Genomic DNA, 20,065 nt, shown 5'->3' with positions numbered 1-20,065 from the left:
CCTGATCTGATGGGAGGATACGGCACATTTTAGGAACCCTGGGACTGCCTTGCGCCATGGGTTTTCCCTGTGCGTAGCCAGTGTGCCCCTGCATCTGACCACAAAGGATTGTCTGACCCTGCAGCCAGAGGCGTGTGCCTGAGCGCATGCCACCTCAGTCCACCACCCTGAAGCAAGCCACCGGACACGGGTGAACTCCAGACAGACGCCAGGTCAGCAGGGACCTCAAATGAAAAAAACCCCTGTTCTCATGTGAGATCAGGGGGTTCCATTTTGGTAGGCGCGATTGGACTCGAACCAACGACCCCCACCATGTCAAGGTGGTGCTCTAACCAGCTGAGCTACGCGCCTGAGATCGATTCGAAGCCGAGAGTATATCTCATGATCGGGAGGCATTTATGCGAGCGCTACTTGCGCCTCACCACCCTCACACCGTTCACATCACCCACCACGGCCATTGCGCGGGCGACTTGCCTTGCATCACTCACTTCGATGGTGAAGGTCATCCAGGCAACCCCCTTGACCGACTGCGTTTGAACACCAATGACATTCATTTTTTCACGGGCAAACACATCGGAGATATCGCGCAGCAAGCCCTGCCGGTCTGCCGCTTCAACGGCAACATCCACGGGATAGACGCCAGCGTCCCCGCTCTTCGATCCGCCCCATTGCACTTCGATCACCCGATCGGGACTCTTGACCTTGAGGTGTGCAAAGTCGCTGCAGTCAGCACGATGGATGCTCACACCTTTTCCACGCGTCACAAAGCCGCCAATCTCATCTGGCGGCGCGGGTTTGCAACACTTGGACAGTTGGGTCATCAGCGATTCCACCCCCACCACCAGAACCCCACCTGACGAACCCGAAGCCGGCTTTCTCGGCTTCTTCAGCCAGATGGGAACCTCGGCAACAGGCTCCGGCTCGGATGGCCTCAGGTGGGTTTCGATCGAGCGAAGGGAGAGTTCGTCTTTCCCGACCTGCTCGAACAGCTCTGCCGCAGTGGACAATCCCATGGACACCGCCAGGTCGTCCAGCTTGAGTGCGGTCCTGCCTTCGCGCTGCAGCAGCTTCTCAACCGCCTCGCGCCCGCGGGCAATGGTTTCCTGCTGCGCCTGCGCATTGAACCAGGCGCGCACCTTGCTTTTGGCTCGATGACTGACCAGATAGCCCAGCTCACCATTCAGCCAGTCTCGTGATGGCCCGCCTTCCTTGGCTGCTGTGATCTCCACGGTCTGCCCGTTTTGCAACGGTGTATTGAGCGTGACCATGGCACCATCGACCCGAGCGCCACGGCAGCGGTGGCCCAGGCTGGTGTGAACACTGTAGGCAAAATCGAGGGCGGTCGCTCCCTGCGGCAATTCAACGATCGCTGCATCGGGCGTGAGCACATAGATTCTGTCCTCGAAAAGCCCTTGGGCCGAACCGCTGAGATCGCGCTCCCACGCGAGCAGCTGTCTGAGTACGGCGATCTTGGCGTCGTAATCGGAACTCGCCGATACGCCCGCATACCCTTTGGCGCCCGCCTCCTTGTAAGCCCAATGGGCCGCCACCCCATGCTCCGCATGGTCATGCATCGCCTCGGTGCGTATCTGGATCTCGAATGCCCGCCCCTGTGCGTCGCGTACCACCGTGTGCAGCGACTGATAGCCATTGGGCTTGGGCTTGGCGATGTAGTCATCAAACTCTTCCGTCACCGGCGAGAAATGGGCGTGTACGTGTGCCAGCACGGCATAGCATTGATCCGCCTCTGGGACCACCACACGCAGCGCTCGAATATCGAAGACCTGATCAAAGTCCAGCGACTTCCCGCGCATCTTTTTGACGATGCTGTAAATGTGCTTGGGGCGCCCCTGCACCGAGGCTTTCACCCCCATGCGCTGCAACTCGTTCTCCAGCTGCAGTCGAACCTGCTCCACGTGATCTTCCCGCTCGGCGCGTTTCTGATCCAGCAGTTGTGCGACCTGCTTGTAGGTCTGAGGCTCCAGAAAGCGGAACGCAAGGTCTTCCATTTCCCACTTGACCTGCCAGATGCCCAGCCGATTGGCCAGTGGAGCGAACACATGCAAGGATTCGCTGGCCAGCGCTTCGCCCGGATCGCCACGGCTCAATGCATAGAAGCGCAGGGTCTGCAGGCGCGAGGTCAGTCGCAACATGACCACACGCAGATCACGCGAGAACGCCAGCAGCATCTTGCGCACGTTCTCCGTCTGGTTCGCTGCCAGCTCCGTGACCGGCGCCTTGTTGGGTGACACCAGAGGCAGCGCGGTTTCCTGCGCGAAGGCACGTTCCTCGTGCTTTTTGGCCTGAACCTCTGCGGCCTTGACGCGGGCTTGCCGCTGCAATTGAACCAGTTTGGTGGTCTCAACCGCCAATGCCGCGAACTGTTCGCCAAATGCCTTGGCGATCACTTCATGCGGACGGTTCAGGTGCTGACAGGCGTAGACCAGATAGGCGGCCGCCTGCATCGCTTCAGAACCACCTATGTCGCGGAGAATTGCAGCCACCGCATCGGCGTGCGCAAAGGTGTTCTCGCCAGTGTCGAGTTGCTCGCAGGCCAGGAGGGGTTCTGCGAATGCCCTGGCACGCGCCAGTGCGTGGGCCTGCTGCGGCAGGCTGTCCGATGTGGCCGCAACGATGGCAGAGGGAACCACCTGACCGCCCTGCGCAGCCTCGGCTGCGGCACCGGCGACCCTTTCCGGCTCTATCAATGATGAAAGGTCGGACGGCTTCATGTCAGGACGCTTGCACCGTTGAGGGCCGCAACAGGAACTGCCGCACTGCCAGGATCTGGTCGTCCGCGATCAATGTGGGTGCATGCCCGACGCCTGCGAACTCGATGCATCTGGCCTTGGGTCCACGACTGGACATGAGCCGTGCGGTCTCAGGCGAAAGCAGATCGGACTCGGCACCCCGAAGGAGCAAAGTTTCGGAAGTGATGGCGTCGTACAACCGCCAAAGTGCGCCCTCTCCTTCCTTCACCGTGCGAAGTGCCACTTCCTCGTCGCCAATGCTCAGGAGCGACATCAAGGGTTGCGCGATGGCCGGGTCGTAGTGCAGGTGCCACTTTCCATCCTGCCCGCGCAGCATAGGCCCACAAAGCGCACGCCACTGCTCAGCGGTGTGAGGACCAAAACCGGTCGAAATCGCGGCCAGATAGTCCCATGCTGCCTGCTCGGTATCAAACTGCGGGTTCTTCCCCAGATAGGTTCCGATGCGCTGCAATGCGCTCCACTGAATAACTGGCCCCACATCGTTGAGCACCAGCCTTCGCGGCGCCAATGAGGGCTGCGCAGCAATGGCCAGACCGATCAGTCCACCCATGCTGGTGCCGACCCAGTCCATGGTGGACTCGGGAGCTTCCGTACGCAACGCAAGAATGAGTGCCGCAAGATCGGCCACATAGGTTCCCACCTGGTAGGCCATGGGGTCAACCAGCCAGTCGCTGTGACCCCGCCCGGCCACATCGACAGCAATGACGCGAGAGGTTGGCTGAAGGGTCTCGGCAAGGGCATCGAAGTCGCGTCCCTGCCGCGAAAGACCATGCACACAGATCACCGTGTGAGACGACTGAGCGTCCAGGCTTGGCCAATCCCAATAGGCCATGCGGCGTGGAAAGCCACCAACGGCTTCGGGCCCGCCAACGGTCAGAAATTTGAGAGAAGGTTTCTGCATGGTGAAGTCGTCGTATCGAGCGTCCACGATAATGAATCGAGTGTCTTTCAACCTATCGTAATTGAACTGGAGTTCGCACATGCTTTCGAACAGAACCGCTCTCATTACCGGGTCTACCAGCGGCATCGGCCTGGGCATCGCCAAAGCGTTGGCACAACAAGGTGCCAACATCGTCCTGAACGGATTCGGGGACGTTGAAGGCCCAAAAGCCGAGATTGCTGCCCTGGGCGTCAAGGTCGAGTACCACGGCGCAGACATGAGCAAGCCCGGAGAGATTGAGGCCATGATGGCTTTTGCTGCCGAGCGGTTCGGCCAGGTGGACATCCTCGTGAACAACGCCGGCATCCAGCATGTGGCCAAGGTGGAGGACTTTCCAGTTGAGAAGTGGGACGCCATTCTTGCGATCAACCTCTCCAGTGCCTTCCATGCCACACGTCTGGCGCTCCCCGCCATGCGCGCAGCCAACTGGGGCCGCGTGATCAACGTGGCCTCCGTGCACGGCCTGGTGGGGTCGGCTGAAAAATCGGCCTACGTGGCAGCCAAGCACGGGGTTGTGGGACTGACCAAGGTCACGGCACTCGAAACGGCACCGACGGGTGTGACCTGCAATGCAATATGCCCTGGATGGGTGCTCACACCCCTGGTCCAAAAGCAGGTGGATGCCAAAGCGACGTCACTTGGCATCAGCAACGAAGATGCGACCAGGCTACTGCTCGGCGAAAAAGAGCCGTCCAAGCAATTCACCACCCCGGAAGAACTGGGCGCTCTGGCGGTGTTTTTCTGCTCGCCTGCAGGCAACAACATCCGAGGCGTGGCATGGAACATGGACGGGGGATGGGTGGCGCAATAAGCCCCTGCGCCAACTGAACTATCCAGGATGTGGCGACAGAGCCGATTCAGGGCGGCCCCGCCAGGGGGCTGCCTCAGCGCAGCTGGATCGAGCCCACCACGGTCACCCTGACGGTACTGCTTCCCGCAGCAACCGGGATTGAGGCGTCCGACATGCTTTTTGCTTCCATGGCCATCATGCGGGGATTCACCGGCATGCCACCTTCGTCGACGGGACTGACCGACACCTCTCTGAGCTCGTAGCTTGCAAAACCGAAGCCCTTGGCGACATCGCTGGCGCGAGACCGGAATCGATCGATGGCAATGGCTTCCACCTCCTTCTCCAGGCGCTGCCGTGCCGGCCTCGACAAGCTGAAGGCGGCGCTTGACATTGTCAAGGAATCGAGCTTTCCTGCGGTGCCACTGACAAGAGCGAAATCTGTGCCTTCCAACACCAATTCGGCCGTACCCTGCCACCCGGCAATCTTGCCTTCTTTGCCATAACGGGGATACAGGCTGAACTGGCCCGTTCGCACATCCATGAGGCCTTTTTTCTCGTGAGCCCTGGCCAGAGACAAGGCTCTGTCCATGTCCGCCTTGAGCTCGCCTTGAACCGATGCCGCGGTGGACCCTTCTTTCGTGGTGCGAAGGCTCAGCGTGAGCAGGTCCTGCGGCACATCGGCTTCTCCCATTGCTGAAAGGCTGACCACATTCGACGGCTGAGGCGTGGTCTGGGAGGTTTGAGCAAAGGCTTGGCCCGACAGCATGCCAACAGAAAGAGCCACGACGGGCAGAACCCGTCCGAATGCGTGCGAGAGGCGGGAAACCCGGTACTTTTCAGTCATCTGTCACTTTGAAGTTTTGGCGGGACTGTGATCGCCGCGCAATTGTTCTCTCAAACGAAGTCGTTCTTCTGCCGAAAGGCGGTAGGGCTTGTTGGCCTCCATCTCGTCTTCGTTTGGCTGGCGCAAACTTTCACGCAGACGCACGGTTGTCCGCGTTTCGGGTTCCATCATCGAAATGGGTACCACCCGCATGGCACTCTCCGCGGGTACGGCAACGGGACGAAGATCAGATGCAAGGGCACAGGCAGGACCAAGCAGCAACAAACAAATGCCTCGCCTGTCAAACGGCTTCATGGTGATTCCAAGAGTGGTCATGGGCGCCATTGTCTGACGCGCACCCACAGGTGCTCCATACCCGCTCAGGCAACATCTGTAACAGCGTGTCAGGAAAACAAAAAACGTGTGCTGACAAGCACTTGGCGCTGCCACAATCGCGTTTGTTACATTTAAAGGAAGTTGTTCATATGCCACAAACCAGCACCCGCCCCAACAAGGTTCTGATCGTTGACGATGACGTTCGCATTCGCGACCTGCTGCGCCGCTATCTGATGCAGGAGGGTTTTGAGGTCATGTTGGCAGAAGACGGAAAGGCCCTGAATCGCGTTCTCCAGCGTGACTCGGTCGACATCATCGTTCTTGACCTCATGATGCCCGGCGAAGACGGTCTTTCCATCTGCCGGCGCCTGCGCGCCAATGGTGACCGCACGCCCATCATCATGCTGACCGCCAAGAGCGAAGACGTGGATCGCATCGTCGGGCTCGAAGTGGGTGCCGACGACTACCTGGGCAAGCCTTTCAACCCGCGCGAGCTGCTCGCCAGGGTCCATGCCGTGTTGCGCCGCCGTCCGCCCGCTGAAGTGCCTGGTGCCCCATCGCAGGATATGGAGGTCGTCAATTTTGGTCCTTTTGAATTCGATCTGAGCCTGCGCACGCTGCGCAAGGACGGCGCCGACCTGCCCTTGACCACGGGCGAGTTCGCCATGCTCAAGGCACTGGTACGCCACCCTCGCCAGCCCCTGTCCAGGGAAAAGCTTGCACAACTGGCTCGTGGCCGCGAGTTTGAACCATTCGATCGCAGCCTCGACGTTCAGGTGTCGCGCCTGCGCAAGCTGATTGAAGAGGATGCCGCTTCACCACGCTATCTGCAGACTGTCTGGGGGGTGGGCTACGTGTTCGTACCGGATGGCACCTCCTGATGTCCGAGGAGTCGCGCGTCCTGTTCGAGACGCAGCCAGCCTCCCTGGAGACAGCACCAGCGCCACTGGAGGGTCGCCCACCCAGGGAGTTCAGCCTGTTCTGGCGTACCTTCATCCTGCTGGCCGCCTTGCTGCTGGGCTGCATCATCGCGTGGCTGCAAACTTTCCGTGCGCTGGAGTTTGAACCCCGGGCACTGCAAAGCGCACAACAGCTGGCTTCGCTGGTCAACCTCACCCGAGCGGCACTGGTGCACTCTGACTCCATCGCCCGGGTTTCCCTCGTCAAGACACTGGCCGATGAAGAGGGTGTGCGGATTGCCCCGCGCGAACCCACCGATACCTACCGGCTCTACAACACAGATTCGCTCAGCCGCCGCGTGAGCGAACGGCTGAGCGCCCGGCTCGGGCCCGACACACTGGTGGCGCGCGAAGTCAATTCGACACCCGGTCTCTGGATCGGCTTCACGATCGAAGAGGATCCCTATTGGCTGTTGACCGATCCGTCGCGGATTGGCCTGGTGGCAGGAACAACCTGGCTGATCTGGTTGGCGACCGCAGCCATTTTGTCGCTTGCGGGAGCAGCGCTCATCGCAGGTCTGATCAACCGACCGCTCAAGAAGCTTTCTTTCGCCGCCAGCCGGTTGAAAGAAGGGGACTTTCAAGCCAGCCACCTCAGCGAGGCGGTGGCGACCAGTGAAATACGGGAGGTCAACATCGGTTTCAACCGCATGGCCCAGAGGCTCAGCAAAATCGAACAGGACCGTGCTCTGATGCTGGCTGGCATCTCCCACGATCTGCGTACGCCGCTGTCCAGGCTGCGACTGGAAACCGAGATGAGTGTGGCCGATCTGCAAGCCAGAGAGCACATGGCCGCCGACATCGAACAAGTCAACGCCATCATTGACAAATTCCTGGACTACGCACGACCAGACCACCTCACGCCGGAGCGCATCAATCTGAATCAGGTTGTCGACTCGGCCGTTTACGCGCTCGGCAACGACCCATCGATTCGGGTCCTCACGAACATTCCGCCCGACACGCTGGTGATGGGTGATGCCGTCGAGTTGCAGAGGGTGTTTGCCAATCTGTTGGAAAACGCCCAGCGCTACGGAAAGAACGTCAAGACGGATATCGCCACGGTGGAAATTGCAGCCAAGGCAAAGGACGACGCGATTCTCATCAAGCTGCGCGACCATGGCAGCGGAGTGAGCCCTGAAATGCTGGAGCAACTCACCCAACCCTTCTTCCGGGGAGACGTGTCTCGATCGTCGGCCACCGGAACTGGACTGGGTCTTGCAATTGTGGAGCGGGCCATTGCCCGGATGGGTGGACGTTTCGCACTGGCCAACAGCAGCACCGGCGGTCTGGCGGCGCACATCAAACTGCCCAGAGCCGTGAACTGAAGCCAGCCTCGCCTCACACTGCGAGGGCCGAAGCTAGCGAAACAACAAGGCCACGGCGCGGGCTTCCATGGACAGCCCCTGTCCCACAGGTCCCAGCTTTTCAGCCGTCTTGGCCTTGACATTGACCTGCGATGGGAGCAGCCCCAGCGTGGCCGCGATGCCATGCTGCATTGCGGGAATATGGGTCGCCAGCTTCGGCGCCTGCGCAATCACCGTGCTGTCGATGTTTCCAATTTCGAAGCCTTCAGCACGCACTCGCCGGGCGACCTCGAGCAGCAAGGTGCTGGAGTCGGCGCCCCTGAAACGCTCATCGGTGTCGGGAAAATGCCGGCCGATGTCGCCCAGCGCGGCGGCACCGAGGAGCGCATCGGCGATTGCATGCAACAACACGTCGGCATCGGAATGCCCCAGCAAACCCATGGGGTGCGGGATGTGCACGCCACCGATGATGAGCGGGCGACCGGGCACCAGGGCATGGACATCCCAGCCCTCGCCGACACGCATTGCAGGAATGGACGATGTCATGTGCGGCTCCTCAGTACGGCCTCAGCAAGCGAAAAGTCTTCCGGGTAGGTCACCTTGAAATTCTGCGCGCTTCCCCGAACCAGCAGCGGCCTGTGCCCGGCCATTTCCATGGCGCTGGATTCATCCGTGACGCCTGAAAAATTCCGGTCCAGATGAAGTTCCATGGCCAAACGCAATGCGCCCAGGCGGAACATCTGCGGCGTTTGAGCCAGCCATTTCCCAGAGCGGTCGACCGTGGCAGCCACGCGACCATCGGTGCCAGCTTTCAGGGTGTCGGCCAGCGGCAAGGCCAACAGGCCGCCAACAGCATCCTCCCAGCACGCATCCATCAGTGCATTCACCTGAGCCGGCTCCACCAGGCAGCGTGCCGCATCGTGCACAAGCACCCAATCCATGGGCGCGGCACCCATCTGATGCAACACCTCCAGCCCGTTGAACACGCTGTGTGCTCGGCTGGAGCCGCCACAACTGGCCACCGTCACACCTGCAGGGGGCATTGCCCCAAATGTGGTGTCTCCCGGTGCCACGACCAGCAAACGGATATGCAGACGATCGATCTTTTCGAAAGCAGCGAGCGTGTGCAATACCATGGGCTGGCCAGCCAGCGGCTGGTATTGCTTGGGCTGCGCAATGCCGGCCCGCGACCCCAAGCCCGCGCAAGGCAAAAGCAGGTGGCATCGCAGGTCAGACCGGATGGCGTCGAATGGGGTGATTTGTTCAGGGCGTTCTGACATAAGGCTGCCGCATTCTAGAATCAGTCTGTGCACCCCCTTCCCTGTCGGGCCGGGGGTGTTTGTCATGGCTGGTCAAGTGTGGCCCCGAATCCGATCCGAAACCGCTCTCATGCAACTGCCCAAACTCTCTCCCGGCAAACGCTTTACCCTGCCCCGCCCCAGTGGATCGGCCGATGCCATGCTGCTGGCTCAACTGGCGCGACGCGAGCTGGCCGCCGGGCGACCCACCGCCATCGTCACGGCCGATGCAACCGATGCGCAGCGCCTCATCGAGGAAATGGCGTTTTTTGCACCTGAGCTCCGCATTGCCCTGTTCCCAGACTGGGAGACCCTGCCCTACGACACGTTCTCACCCCATCAGGACCTGATTTCAGAACGGCTGGCCACGCTCTGGCGCATCCACAACCGCTCCAACGGCAATGCCAAGGACGCGGGCGCCGACGTGGTGGTGGTGCCCGCGACGACTGCACTGTACAGACTGGCACCACCCGCGTTTCTTGCGGGCTACACGTTCGAGTTCAAGGTCAAGCAGAAACTCGACGAGGCCAAACTCAAGGGCCAGCTGACGCTGGCAGGCTACCAGCACGTGACCCAGGTGGTAAGCCCCGGTGAATACGCGGTTCGCGGGGGCCTGATCGACCTGTTCCCCATGGGCAGCCTGGTGCCCTACCGGGTCGATTTGTTCGATGACGAAATCGACAGTATCCGAACCTTCGACCCCGACAGTCAGCGCAGCCTGTACCCGGTACCGGAGGTGCGGCTGCTGCCAGGTCGGGAATTCCCCATGGACGATGCCGCCCGCGCGCGCTTTCGCAGCCGGTGGCGCGAATTGCTCGAAGGCGATCCGACCAAGAGCCGCATCTACAAGGACATGGGAAACGGTGTGGCCACCGCCGGCATCGAGTACTACCTGCCACTTTTTTTCGAGGACACGGCCACTGTCTTTGACTACCTCGGGGAGGCGGCTGCGGTGGTGTTGCATGGCGACCTGGAGCCTGCATTCCAGCGCTTCTGGAAAGACACGCAAGACAGGTACCGCATCGTGCGCACCGACCCGGAGCGCCCCGCGCTTCCCCCGGAGTCGCTGTTTCTCACTGCCGAACAGTTCTATACCCACGCCAACGCGCACGCGCAACTCGCCATCAGAGCCGAAGTGGCAGACGTGGTGGACAACGCCCATTTCCAGAAGCTGGGTGACCTCTCCGTGGTGCGTGGCGCAGACGATCCGCTTGCGCGCCTGCAAGCCCATATCCGCAGTACCACGCACCGCGTTTTGCTGCTGGCAGAGAGCGACGGCCGCCGCGAGAGCCTGCTCGACTTCCTGCGCGCCAGCGGGGTCAGCCCGCCTGCCTTTGACTCGCTGGCCGAATTTCAGGGCAGTGAGGAAACAATCGGCATTGCCACTGCGGCTCTCACGGCGGGGTTTTCGTGGCTGGAAGATGGCATCGACTTTGTCACGGAGACCGAGCTGTTCGCCGCCGGCCCCACCACCCGGCGTCGCAAGAAGCAGGAGCAGGTCAGCGATGTCGACGCACTGATCAAGGATCTGAGCGAACTCAACGTGGGCGATCCGGTGGTGCACAACGCCCACGGCATCGGCCGCTACCGCGGCCTGGTGAACATGGACATGGGGGAGAAAAACCCCGACGGCTCACCGGCCCTGATGGAGTTCCTGCACCTGGAATACGCCGACAAAGCCGTGCTGTATGTGCCTGTCAGTCAACTGCAACTGATCGGCCGGTACACGGGCGTGAGCGCCGACGAAGCGCCGCTGCACCGCCTGGGCAGTGGGCAATGGGAAAAGGCCAAGCGCAAGGCAGCCGAGCAGGTCCGTGACGCCGCTGCCGAGCTGCTCAACATCTATGCCCGCCGTGCGGCGCGCGTGGGGCATGCGTTCCGCTATTCGGCCCAAGACTACGAGGTGTTCGCCACCGATTTCGGTTTTGAAGAAACCGCCGACCAGCGTGCGGCCATTCATGCGGTCATTCAAGACATGATCAGCCCGCGCCCCATGGACCGGCTGGTGTGCGGCGATGTGGGCTTTGGCAAGACCGAGGTGGCTCTGCGCGCTGCGTTCGTGGCCGTCACCGGTGGACGGCAGGTGGCGTTCCTGGCACCCACCACCCTTCTGGCCGAACAGCACTACCAGACGCTGGTGGATCGCTTCGGCAAGTGGCCTGTCAAGATCGCCGAGATGAGCCGCTTTCGCACGCAGAAGGAAATCACCGCGGCGGCCAGAGGGCTCGCCGATGGCAGTGTCGACATTGTGGTGGGCACGCACAAACTGCTCAGCGAATCGGTGAAGTTCAAGGACCTGGGCCTGCTCATCATCGACGAGGAGCACCGATTTGGTGTACGCCACAAGGAAGCCATGAAGGCCATGCGCGCCGAGGTCGATGTGCTCACCCTCACCGCCACGCCCATTCCGCGCACGCTGGGCATGGCACTCGAAGGCCTGCGTGATCTGAGCGTGATCGCCACCGCACCCCAACGGCGCCTTGCCATCAAAACATTCGTACGCAACGAAGGCAATGGCGTGATCCGGGAAGCCGTGCTGCGCGAATTGAAGCGCGGCGGGCAGGTCTACTTCCTGCACAACGAGGTTGAGACCATCGAGAACCGCAAGCAGAAGCTGGAAGAGATATTGCCCGAAGCGCGCATCGCCATCGCCCACGGCCAGATGCCCGAGCGCGAGCTGGAGCGCGTGATGCGCGACTTCGTGGCGCAGCGCTACAACCTGCTGCTGTGTTCAACCATCATTGAAACCGGCATCGACGTGCCCACAGCCAATACCATCGTCATGAGCCGCGCCGACAAGTTCGGCCTGGCGCAACTGCACCAGTTGCGCGGCCGCGTGGGACGCAGCCATCACCAAGCCTATGCCTACCTCATGGTGCCCGACATCGAGGGCCTCACCAAGCAGGCCGCACAACGCCTGGATGCGATCCAGCAGATGGAGGAGCTGGGCAGCGGCTTCTACCTGGCGATGCACGATCTGGAGATCCGCGGCGCGGGCGAGGTACTGGGCGAGAACCAGAGCGGCAACATGCTCGAAGTGGGCTTTCAGCTTTACAACGAGATGCTCAGCGAGGCGGTGCGCTCGCTCAAGGCAGGCCGCGAACCTGATCTGCTCTCGCCGCTGTCGGTGACCACCGACATCAACCTTCACGCCCCCGCCCTTCTGCCCAACGATTATTGTGGCGATGTGCACCTGCGCTTGAGTTTCTACAAGAAGCTCGCCACCGCCAGGACCACCGACCAGATCGACGCCCTGCTGGAGGAGATCGTCGATCGCTTCGGCAAACTGCCACCCCAGGCCCAGACCTTGATCGACGTTCACCGACTGCGCTGCCTCAGCGCACCCTACGGTGTGGTCAAGGTCGATGCCGCGCCGGGGGTGACGAACATCACGTTCAAGGCCAACCCACCGATCGAGCCGATGCGCATCATCGAACTCATTCAGAAGAACCGCCACATCAAACTGGCTGGCAACGAGAAGTTGCGCATCGAGCGCGCCCTGCCCGAGGTCAAAGACCGGGTGCAGATGGTGCGCGATGTGCTGCGCGCCCTTGGTCAACCCATGAAGCAACCTGAACCCGCATGAACACCGCCACTGAAATCGCACCCGGCCTCACCGTCCGGGGCATCACACCGCCATTGAAACTCAGCGACTTCAAGCTGATCGCCTTCGACATGGACTCCACGCTCATCAGCATCGAGTGCGTGGATGAAATCGCCGACGTCGTGGGCAAAAAGCCTGAGGTCGCAGCAATCACCGAGGCAGCGATGCGAGGCGAAATCGCCGACTACAAGGAGAGCCTGCGCCAGCGCGTGGCGCTGCTGCGCGGCGTCACCATCGCCGACATGGAGCGTGTCTACGTCGAGCGCCTGCGCATCAACCCGGGTGCGGCCGAACTCATCCAGGCCTGCAAGGTCGCCGGCCTGAAGGTGTTGTTGGTGTCGGGTGGCTTCACCTACTTCAGTGAGCGGGTGCGCCAGACGCTGGGCATCGACTTCACCCGCGCCAATGTGCTGGAAGTGGAAAGTGGCCCGAACTGTGGTCAGCTCACCGGCCGCATGGTCGACCAGCCCTGGGGCGACATTTGCGACGGTGCGGAGAAGCGCCGCACCGTGCTGGAAGTGGCGTCGCTGCTGGGTATCGAGCCCTCAGAGTGCATCGCCATGGGCGACGGTGCCAATGACCTGCCCATGATGGGTGCGGTCGGCCTGTCGGTGGCGTACCACGCCAAACCTGCCGTGCGTGCGCAGGCCAAGGTGGCCATCAACAGCGGCGGCCTCGACCGTTTGCTCGAAGTCGTTCAGCCCTGAAGGTCGATGCGATTCAACCACCAGCCCGTTTGACCTTGAGGCCATGGGCCTGCAAGGCGGTCATCACCCGATCGACGTGATCTCCCTGAATTTCGATCACGCCGTCTTTCACCGTACCCCCCGAGCCGCAAGCGGTCCTGAGCTGTTTACCCAGTGTCTGCAAGGCATCTGCCGCCATGGCGGCGCCTTTGACCACCGTGACCGCCTTGCCACCGCGGCCCTTGGTCTCCCGGGACACGCGCACCACGCCATCGCCCGCAGGCGACGACCCTTGCTTGGCACACTCACAATTCGCAATGGGTTGCCGACAGGCCGGGCACATGCGTCCCGCTTCTGTCGAATACACCAGTCCACCGCTGGAAGGCTTGCTTTTCATGGGTCGCGATCCTAGCAGCCTGTCGGACTTGGAAATCGCCGGCTGCCAGGGCCTGGTAACACTATTTTTTCAAGATGGAAAATAGTGTTAACAGGCCCTGGCGCGTGAAAGAGCCAACGTTACACTGCAACCAAACTTTGCCAAATGCCATTCCAAGCTCTGGGACTCGTTCCCGCACTCACACGGGCCGCCACCGATCTCGGTTTCACCGCGCCCACGCCGATCCAGATCGATGCCATTCCCGTCATCCTTGAAGGCAACGATGTGCTGGGCACAGCCCAGACAGGGTCCGGCAAGACCGCCGCCTACGCACTGCCCATGCTGCAGCGCCTGCAGCAGCAAAACGCGCATTCAAAACGCCGTGTCGGCGCGCTGGTGCTGGTGCCCACGCGGGAACTGGCGGCCCAGGTCGGAGAAATGGTGCGCCAGTTGGCCCAGCATCTGGAACCGCGGCCCAAGGTGGCTGTGGCTTTCGGAGGCGTCTCGATCAACCCGCAGATGATGGCGCTGCGCGGCGGGGCCGACATCATGGTGGGAACACCGGGGCGGCTGCTCGACCTGATCTCACAAAACGCGCTCAAGCTGGATGCGGTGCAACTGCTGGTGCTCGACGAAGCCGATCGCCTGCTCGACCTGGGCTTTGCCGACGAACTTCAGCGCTTGCTCGCTCTGCTGCCCACCCAACGGCAAAACCTGTTCTTTTCTGCCACCTTCCCCCCTGACGTGCAGGCCTTGGCCAACGACTTGCTGCACGACGCAGTGCGCATCGAAGTGAGCGTCCCTGCAGACACATCGGGTGCCGACTCACCGCCCCTGGTGGTTCAGCGCCTGATCTCGGTGGATGCCGACCGCCGCGTGCAATTGCTGCGCCATCTCATCCAGGAACATCGCTGGGAGCGGGTACTGGTGTTTGTGGCCACCCAGTACGCGGCCGAGCGTGTCGCCGCCAAACTCCACCAGGGCGACATTTACGCCACGTCCTTTCATGGCGGGCTGAGCCAGGGCGCGCGCAAGCAGGCACTCAAGGAATTCAAGGAGAAACGCTGGGATGTGGTGGTCACCACCGACCTGGCAGCGCGCGGTATCGACATTGCCGAGTTACCCGTGGTCGTGAACTTCGACCTGCCGCGCTCTGCGGTGAACCACGTGCACCGGATCGGCCGCACCGGGCGCGCCGGTGCGGGTGGCCTGGCGGTCAGCTTCGTCACCGCCGAAACGGAGGCTCATTGGCGGTTGATCGAGAAGCGGCAGGGCATGAGCCTGCCGCGCGAGCAGGTTCCCGGGTTCGAGCCCAAACAGCTTGCGCCGCCTCCCACGCCGGGCGGCGGCGGGATCAAGGGCAAGCGACTCAGCAAAAAGGACAAGCTGAGAGCCGCTGCTGCTGCAACCGAATCAAAGTCAGACTGATCTGGGAAAGCTTGCTGTGCCCCACCCCGGGCAACGCAGCCCTGTTCCGGCGAAAATACGGGGTTACCAATCGCCAGAAGGACCTGCTTTGCCGCTCCCCGATCCCGCTCCGCGCAAGCTGATGCACACCCGCCGCATGTCGTTTCGCGGCTTCGAACGTGACGACGGCCTTTGGGATATCGAAGGCGAACTCCTGGATACCAAGCCCCATGCCTTCGAGATCGAAGGTGAAAGGACCTGGGCACCTGAAGAACCGGTGCATCACATGCACATTCGCGTGACGCTGGATGCAACCATGGTGATCAGGGACATCGCCGTGGCCATGGACAGCGTGCCCCACAGCCCATGCCCACAGGCACAGGAACCCATGCGCCGCATGATTGGCAGTGTCATGGGAAAGGGTTGGCGGCAAACCATCGAACGCCATCTCGGGGGCATACAAGGTTGCACCCACCTTCGGGAACTGCTGTTCAACATGGCCACTGCGGCCTTCCAGAGCCGCTCCGCGTCTTTTGCACCGCCGGCAAACGGCAGCCCCCCCATGCACCTGGGAAAGTGTCTGGCCTGGGACTTCAACGGACCGGTGGTCGAAAAGGTCTACCCCATGTTCTTCCGCTGGCAACCACCTGAAAAAACAGTGTCCCGAAGTTGAGAGACTGCCTTCGTACAGGCGACGTCTGCGTCTTGGTCAGGTTCGACTCAGCAACTTGGTCACATTCACCACCACCCGCACTTCGCCGGGCGCCAGGCTGGCCTTGACCTCGAATGCCGGGTTGGCAGTGTCTCGCAACGCAGGTTCTCCCAGTGGCAAGCCCTGCCGACCGACGATGGAGCAGACCAGCGGGGCATTGGCCCGTTCACTGCGCTTGACAACCACGGCCACTTCGTCGTTGGCCAGACGAACATAGCTGCCAGGCGGATAGAAGCCAATGCTTTTGACGAACAGGGCCCCCAATGGATCCGGCTTCTGGTCAGCACCCAGGTAGAGCTCGCGCGCCACATTTTGCGACAGCAACCCGCCCCGGCTCTGCCGAGGACTGATGCAGGCCACATACACATCGGCCATCTGCAACAAACGCTGAGCCAGTCTGTTGACGGGCACGCCGTTCGGGTACCCGCTGCCATCCGGCTGCTCGTGGTGTTCTTCCACCAGAGACAGCCAGAACGGATCATCGATCCCCAGTTGGCGCAAGATTCTGGCCCCTTGAATCGGATGCTGCCGGACCGTGTTCCGCTGTGCATCGGTCAATTCGCCAGCCTGACGGGCCAGCCCGTCATGCACCCGCGTCATACCTATGTTCATGGTCAATGCAGCGCGAAAAAGGGTGGACTGTTCGCTCACGGACAGGCCGGCAGAAGGCGCCACCATATCGCACAGGCCCGCCGAAAGCAGTGCATGGGTGGCGCTGTAGGCCATGCGCTGGTCAAACAGGAGCTGCACCAGTACCAGAAGGCTGTCATCCGGACCAGTCCGCCAGAGTTCGCGCGCACGCCACAGCAAACGCTCCAGACGCTCTGGAAACTGACTGGCCTCGGCGCCCTGATGGAGCAGGGTGGACAGCGACGCATGCAAATCAGGCCAGGCAGTCGCGGGGCCAACATCTTCAGTTGGCTGGCGATCACGTGTCTCTCGCACCTCCACATGGTGGCTGAGTCCCGCAATGCGACTCAACGATTCGTTGCTGCGCACCATGCGGTCCAGCTCGGCCTTGTAACTGTAGGTCCATGCTTGCCAGTCGGCATCCTCCACCATCGGCGTGTGCAGCATGAGATGACCCCGATGCTGTTCCGATGTGATGGACTCGCCTTTGCGAAGCAACAATATGCCCTTTGGGTCCCAGACGTTCACGGGCACCGGCTGGTTCAGAGCAATGGCATCCAAGGGCAGCGGCTTGTACATGCCGAGATTAAACCGCTGTTCTGGGCTGCAAAAAATGTAAATAACCCCGAAAACGGTCACTTTCTTCTACTTTTGAACTCCGAGCGGACCGCGCATTGGCGCTGGTCAAGCTAAACAAAAAAACAAAAAGCCCGCAAGTTTCTCAACTTGCGGGCTTGATGGTCTGGTGGGCGGTGCAGGGTTCGAACCTGCGACCCCTGCCGTGTGAATGACGGAAATCGGGATCTTGTGGGACCGTCTGGGACGTCGTTTGTCTATGAAGCTTGTCTCTTGAAATCCCACAGTGTTCAATAGTGTTTGGCCCACTTTTGGCCCACCACTTTGAAGGGCGGATCATGGCAAAGATTGACACGGTCGACGCACGCAACAAGCTGAAGCCTCGGACAGAACCCTACTGGGTCAAGCTCTCGTCAGGTTGCATGCTTGGTTTCCGCAAAATGACCTCAAGCTCCACCGGCAATTGGATTGCTCGCTACCGATGTGCGGACACTGGTAAACGCGACAAACGCAGCTTGGGTGAGTTCGAAGACAAAGTCCCATCCCAACGGTACGACGAGGCAAAAAGGACGGCCGAGGCGTGGTTTTCACATTTGGGCAAAGGTGGCTCATCCGAGACCATGACTGTGAGCGGAGCCTGCAAGCGGTACGTCAAGCATGTTCGAGCAAACCGAGGGGACACTCCCGCTGACGATCTTGAGATGCGATTCAAACGATGGGTATACGAAGATCCCGTGCTGGCAAACATGGACCTGGGCAAGCTGTCAAAAACACGCGTGGAGAACTGGCGCAATTCGATGGCCCTCACCCCTGTCAAGGTGAATCGAGACAACCGCGAAGAACCCGTAACTCGGCCAAGGGCCGCATCCAGTGTGAACCGGGACATAGCTGCTTTGCGCGCAGCACTGAACTATGCCCACGATGCCGGAAATGTAACTTCCGACATGGCTTGGCGGGTCGCGCTGCGCCCGGCCAAGAACGCCGATAGGCGCCGCGATGTCTACATCGATATCGAGCAACGCCGCAAGCTGATTGAAAAGGCGCCAGATGATCTTGCTATCTACCTCTGTGGAATGTCGTCGTTGCCTCTTCGTCCAGGGGCACTGGCCGCATTGAGGGTGTTCCACTTCGAACCCCGGCTCTCGGTGCTGACCATTGGCAAAGACAAAGCAGGGAAAGATCGCAAGATCAAGTTACCTCCCGCGACTGCGACCATGTTTGCGAAGCAATGTGAGAGCAAACCTTCAGATGCCCCCATTTTTCGTCGCGAAGACGGCCAAGCGTGGAACAAGGATGCTTGGAAGAAGCCCATCAAGGCTGCTGTTGCCGCGGCCGAACTCCAAAGTGTCACGGCATACACGCTGCGCCACAGCGTCATTACCGACCTGGTGACCGGAGGTCTTGATCTTCTTACGGTGGCGCAGCTCAGTGGAACCAGCGTCGCAATGATCGAGCGTCACTATGGGCACCTGAGGGCCGACCACGCAGCTGCAGCCCTGGCCAAACTCACCATCTGACTCCCGCGCTTGCGAACCCGTTTCGAGGAGGGTCGACACGCGAAGTCGCCACACACCTGGCAGTCTTTAGGTGAGGCTCACACAAAAGTCCAAAGGCAGGCGAAGGGAAAACAAGCCCAGCCATCGCGCCTTTGTGTCGGACCGACATCTCAGCGAAACATCCCTGCACCCAAGATTTTTTAGCGAATCCAGCGCGACCAAGGTACCACCAGCACTCTACAGTCACTCACATGCCATACCGGGAGATTGCCGTGAAACAGCCATCCACTCCATCTTTTGATGCACAGGACCAAGCATCGATGGTGTTCCTGCGCATGCCATCCGTAGTTCAGATGACGGGCCTAGGCCGATCCACGATCTACAGGCTCATTGCCCAACAACAATTCCCCAGCCCAGTACGGCTCGGGGTGCGTGCCGTGGCCTGGCGCCGTAGTGAGCTGAATGAATGGAGCCAGACTCGCTCGGCGGCTTCGCACTGAGCAGATACACCCGGCTTGGCCTGCTGTCGTAGCCAGCCAAGGCCTGGGCAAGTATTCATGGCGATGGCAGTTCTCCGACGGCGGCCGATGCTCCCGCAGGGCTGCATGCTGCCTTCCGAACCTCATGGACTGGAGTGCAGCGAGGCTGTGTGATAACTCGCAAGGAGCTTGCTCGACATGGGCGCAACACGCAGCCTTGCGGTTTTTTCGGATTGGCCGCATCTGCGACCCGTCAGTTTGATCCTGGAGCCCGCTCTGGGCCGCAATTTGGTCCTGCGGTGGCCGCAAAGGGCGCCTATGCGCCCAACAACTGCATCGCTTTCTTGGTCCTCTCGAAGCCCAGGATGCTGAGGACGCGTTTGAAGTTGTACGCCAGCACGTTCAGGCTCATCTCGGTTGCCACGTTCTGGATGCCTCGGGTCAAGAAGTGCGTCCAGCCCATCCAGTGCTTGATGGTGCCGAAGACATGTTCGACGGTGCTCTTGCGCACCGTCATGGCGTTGGGCATCTGGTCCAGCCGTTGCTGGACCTTGTCCATGACTTCCTCATGCTCCCATCGCCTGATGCGTCGGTACTCGCCTGTTGTGCATTGCGCCTTCATCGGACAGCCAGGGCAGGCACTGGGCCAATAGATGCTGATCTGTAGCCCACCCTCTTCGCGGCTGAAGCGGCGGATCGCCCGCTGGCCCGCAGGGCATTGGTATTCGTCGGCACCAGTGAACCGCCCCGGGAATCGTGGAGGCCGGTTGGTTTAAGTCAGGCCTCCACCGTGGTGACCTGACTGGCGAGTTGCCGGTAGTAGTTTGCCTCTGCTTCTGCGGGCGGTATGTATCCGATGGAGCCGAGCAGCCTGTGAT

Annotated in this window: 17 protein-coding genes, 1 tRNA gene and 1 pseudogene; 9 read left to right on the top strand and 10 right to left on the bottom strand. The window is 61.0% G+C overall.

Annotation, left to right across the window (positions count from 1 at the left end; translation table 11 throughout):
- Positions 1-274: 274 nt before the first annotated feature.
- From Q7V46_RS14780 to Q7V46_RS14770, 3 genes are all read right to left on the bottom strand, one after another.
- A tRNA-Val gene (locus Q7V46_RS14780) sits at positions 275-351 on the bottom strand.
- 56 nt (positions 352-407) lie between these two features.
- On the bottom strand, positions 408-2,732 hold the full coding sequence (locus tag Q7V46_RS14775; RefSeq protein ID WP_304914321.1) for a bifunctional (p)ppGpp synthetase/guanosine-3',5'-bis(diphosphate) 3'-pyrophosphohydrolase: 2,325 nt from the start codon (positions 2,730-2,732) through the stop codon (positions 408-410).
- Position 2,733: 1 nt separating this feature from the next.
- Entirely contained in the window at positions 2,734-3,672 is a 939-nt protein-coding gene (locus Q7V46_RS14770) for an alpha/beta fold hydrolase (protein WP_304914320.1), read from the bottom strand.
- Positions 3,673-3,751: 79 nt separating this feature from the next.
- Here Q7V46_RS14770 and Q7V46_RS14765 point away from each other — a divergent pair, with 79 nt between their 5' ends.
- Positions 3,752-4,522 (top strand): 3-hydroxybutyrate dehydrogenase, encoded by a 771-nt coding sequence (locus Q7V46_RS14765; protein WP_304914319.1) that lies wholly within the window; start codon positions 3,752-3,754, stop codon positions 4,520-4,522.
- Between the two features lie 73 nt (positions 4,523-4,595).
- Here Q7V46_RS14765 and Q7V46_RS14760 read toward each other — a convergent pair whose 3' ends face one another.
- Positions 4,596-5,345 (bottom strand): SIMPL domain-containing protein, encoded by a 750-nt coding sequence (locus Q7V46_RS14760; RefSeq protein WP_304914318.1) that lies wholly within the window; start codon positions 5,343-5,345, stop codon positions 4,596-4,598.
- Between the two features lie 3 nt (positions 5,346-5,348).
- Complete coding sequence (locus Q7V46_RS14755; protein ID WP_304914317.1) at positions 5,349-5,639, bottom strand: hypothetical protein; 291 nt, start codon at positions 5,637-5,639, stop codon at positions 5,349-5,351.
- A gap of 170 nt (positions 5,640-5,809) precedes the next feature.
- Between Q7V46_RS14755 and ompR the strand changes: the two genes are divergently transcribed.
- A complete protein-coding gene (gene ompR, locus Q7V46_RS14750) occupies positions 5,810-6,541 on the top strand; it encodes a two-component system response regulator OmpR (RefSeq protein ID WP_304914316.1) in 732 nt (243 codons plus the stop codon).
- Positions 6,541-7,944: a sensor histidine kinase gene (locus tag Q7V46_RS14745; protein WP_304914315.1), complete on the top strand. Its 1,404-nt coding sequence runs from the start codon at positions 6,541-6,543 to the stop codon at positions 7,942-7,944. The genes ompR and Q7V46_RS14745 overlap by 1 nt, the downstream gene beginning before the upstream one ends.
- A gap of 33 nt (positions 7,945-7,977) precedes the next feature.
- On the opposite strand, the gene ispF is transcribed toward Q7V46_RS14745, so the two are convergent.
- Both ispF and ispD read right to left on the bottom strand, forming a co-directional pair.
- Positions 7,978-8,469, bottom strand: a complete 492-nt coding sequence (gene ispF, locus Q7V46_RS14740) for a 2-C-methyl-D-erythritol 2,4-cyclodiphosphate synthase (protein ID WP_304914314.1) — start codon at positions 8,467-8,469, stop codon at positions 7,978-7,980.
- The gene (gene ispD, locus Q7V46_RS14735; RefSeq protein ID WP_304914313.1) at positions 8,466-9,203 is read right to left on the bottom strand and encodes a 2-C-methyl-D-erythritol 4-phosphate cytidylyltransferase; all 738 of its coding nucleotides are present in this window, start codon (positions 9,201-9,203) and stop codon (positions 8,466-8,468) included. The genes ispF and ispD overlap by 4 nt, the downstream gene beginning before the upstream one ends.
- A gap of 109 nt (positions 9,204-9,312) precedes the next feature.
- On the opposite strand from ispD, the gene mfd reads away from it, so the two are divergent.
- The gene (mfd, locus tag Q7V46_RS14730; RefSeq protein ID WP_304914312.1) at positions 9,313-12,807 is read left to right on the top strand and encodes a transcription-repair coupling factor; all 3,495 of its coding nucleotides are present in this window, start codon (positions 9,313-9,315) and stop codon (positions 12,805-12,807) included.
- Positions 12,804-13,532: a phosphoserine phosphatase SerB gene (serB, locus tag Q7V46_RS14725; protein ID WP_304914311.1), complete on the top strand. Its 729-nt coding sequence runs from the start codon at positions 12,804-12,806 to the stop codon at positions 13,530-13,532. Before mfd ends, serB begins: the two co-directional genes overlap by 4 nt.
- 13 nt (positions 13,533-13,545) lie before the next feature.
- On the opposite strand, the gene Q7V46_RS14720 is transcribed toward serB, so the two are convergent.
- Positions 13,546-13,908: a translation initiation factor Sui1 gene (locus Q7V46_RS14720; protein ID WP_304914310.1), complete on the bottom strand. Its 363-nt coding sequence runs from the start codon at positions 13,906-13,908 to the stop codon at positions 13,546-13,548.
- A gap of 144 nt (positions 13,909-14,052) precedes the next feature.
- Between Q7V46_RS14720 and Q7V46_RS14715 the strand changes: the two genes are divergently transcribed.
- Together Q7V46_RS14715 and Q7V46_RS14710 are read left to right on the top strand one after the other, a co-directional pair.
- A complete protein-coding gene (locus tag Q7V46_RS14715) occupies positions 14,053-15,315 on the top strand; it encodes a DEAD/DEAH box helicase (protein ID WP_304914309.1) in 1,263 nt (420 codons plus the stop codon).
- 88 nt (positions 15,316-15,403) lie between these two features.
- The gene (locus tag Q7V46_RS14710) at positions 15,404-15,967 is read left to right on the top strand and encodes a DUF2889 domain-containing protein (protein ID WP_304914308.1); all 564 of its coding nucleotides are present in this window, start codon (positions 15,404-15,406) and stop codon (positions 15,965-15,967) included.
- 36 nt (positions 15,968-16,003) lie between these two features.
- On the opposite strand, the gene Q7V46_RS14705 is transcribed toward Q7V46_RS14710, so the two are convergent.
- Positions 16,004-17,215, bottom strand: coding sequence for an HD-GYP domain-containing protein (locus tag Q7V46_RS14705; RefSeq protein WP_304914307.1), 1,212 nt, complete (start codon positions 17,213-17,215; stop codon positions 16,004-16,006).
- A 335-nt stretch (positions 17,216-17,550) separates the two neighbouring features.
- On the opposite strand from Q7V46_RS14705, the gene Q7V46_RS14700 reads away from it, so the two are divergent.
- Both Q7V46_RS14700 and Q7V46_RS14695 read left to right on the top strand, forming a co-directional pair.
- Complete coding sequence (locus Q7V46_RS14700) at positions 17,551-18,729, top strand: tyrosine-type recombinase/integrase (RefSeq protein WP_304914306.1); 1,179 nt, start codon at positions 17,551-17,553, stop codon at positions 18,727-18,729.
- 230 nt (positions 18,730-18,959) lie between these two features.
- Complete coding sequence (locus Q7V46_RS14695) at positions 18,960-19,208, top strand: helix-turn-helix transcriptional regulator (protein WP_370690353.1); 249 nt, start codon at positions 18,960-18,962, stop codon at positions 19,206-19,208.
- Between the two features lie 295 nt (positions 19,209-19,503).
- On the opposite strand, the pseudogene Q7V46_RS14690 reads toward Q7V46_RS14695, so the two are convergent.
- Positions 19,504-19,917 (bottom strand): annotated as a pseudogene (locus Q7V46_RS14690) (transposase); the annotation flags it as partial.
- Positions 19,918-20,065: the final 148 nt, after the last annotated feature.

Origin of the sequence: Hydrogenophaga sp., from assembly GCF_030651625.1 — a bacterium.
Lineage (GTDB): Bacteria > Pseudomonadota > Gammaproteobacteria > Burkholderiales > Burkholderiaceae_C > Hydrogenophaga.
The sequence above is the reverse complement of the archived record's forward strand: the minus strand, read 5'-3'. Positions and strand labels throughout refer to the sequence as shown.

Coding starts and splice junctions, on each gene's coding strand:
- Q7V46_RS14695 (WP_370690353.1), top strand. CDS start 18,960: ATGCCATACCGGGAGATTGCCGTGAAACAGCCATCCACTCCATCTTTT.
- ompR (WP_304914316.1), top strand. CDS start 5,810: ATGCCACAAACCAGCACCCGCCCCAACAAGGTTCTGATCGTTGACGAT.
- Q7V46_RS14745 (WP_304914315.1), top strand. CDS start 6,541: ATGTCCGAGGAGTCGCGCGTCCTGTTCGAGACGCAGCCAGCCTCCCTG.
- Q7V46_RS14775 (WP_304914321.1), bottom strand. CDS start 2,732: ATGAAGCCGTCCGACCTTTCATCATTGATAGAGCCGGAAAGGGTCGCC.
- mfd (WP_304914312.1), top strand. CDS start 9,313: ATGCAACTGCCCAAACTCTCTCCCGGCAAACGCTTTACCCTGCCCCGC.
- Q7V46_RS14705 (WP_304914307.1), bottom strand. CDS start 17,215: ATGTACAAGCCGCTGCCCTTGGATGCCATTGCTCTGAACCAGCCGGTG.
- ispD (WP_304914313.1), bottom strand. CDS start 9,203: ATGTCAGAACGCCCTGAACAAATCACCCCATTCGACGCCATCCGGTCT.
- Q7V46_RS14700 (WP_304914306.1), top strand. CDS start 17,551: ATGGCAAAGATTGACACGGTCGACGCACGCAACAAGCTGAAGCCTCGG.
- serB (WP_304914311.1), top strand. CDS start 12,804: ATGAACACCGCCACTGAAATCGCACCCGGCCTCACCGTCCGGGGCATC.
- Q7V46_RS14760 (WP_304914318.1), bottom strand. CDS start 5,345: ATGACTGAAAAGTACCGGGTTTCCCGCCTCTCGCACGCATTCGGACGG.
- Q7V46_RS14765 (WP_304914319.1), top strand. CDS start 3,752: ATGCTTTCGAACAGAACCGCTCTCATTACCGGGTCTACCAGCGGCATC.
- Q7V46_RS14770 (WP_304914320.1), bottom strand. CDS start 3,672: ATGCAGAAACCTTCTCTCAAATTTCTGACCGTTGGCGGGCCCGAAGCC.
- Q7V46_RS14755 (WP_304914317.1), bottom strand. CDS start 5,639: ATGAAGCCGTTTGACAGGCGAGGCATTTGTTTGTTGCTGCTTGGTCCT.
- Q7V46_RS14720 (WP_304914310.1), bottom strand. CDS start 13,908: ATGAAAAGCAAGCCTTCCAGCGGTGGACTGGTGTATTCGACAGAAGCG.
- Q7V46_RS14715 (WP_304914309.1), top strand. CDS start 14,053: ATGCCATTCCAAGCTCTGGGACTCGTTCCCGCACTCACACGGGCCGCC.
- ispF (WP_304914314.1), bottom strand. CDS start 8,469: ATGACATCGTCCATTCCTGCAATGCGTGTCGGCGAGGGCTGGGATGTC.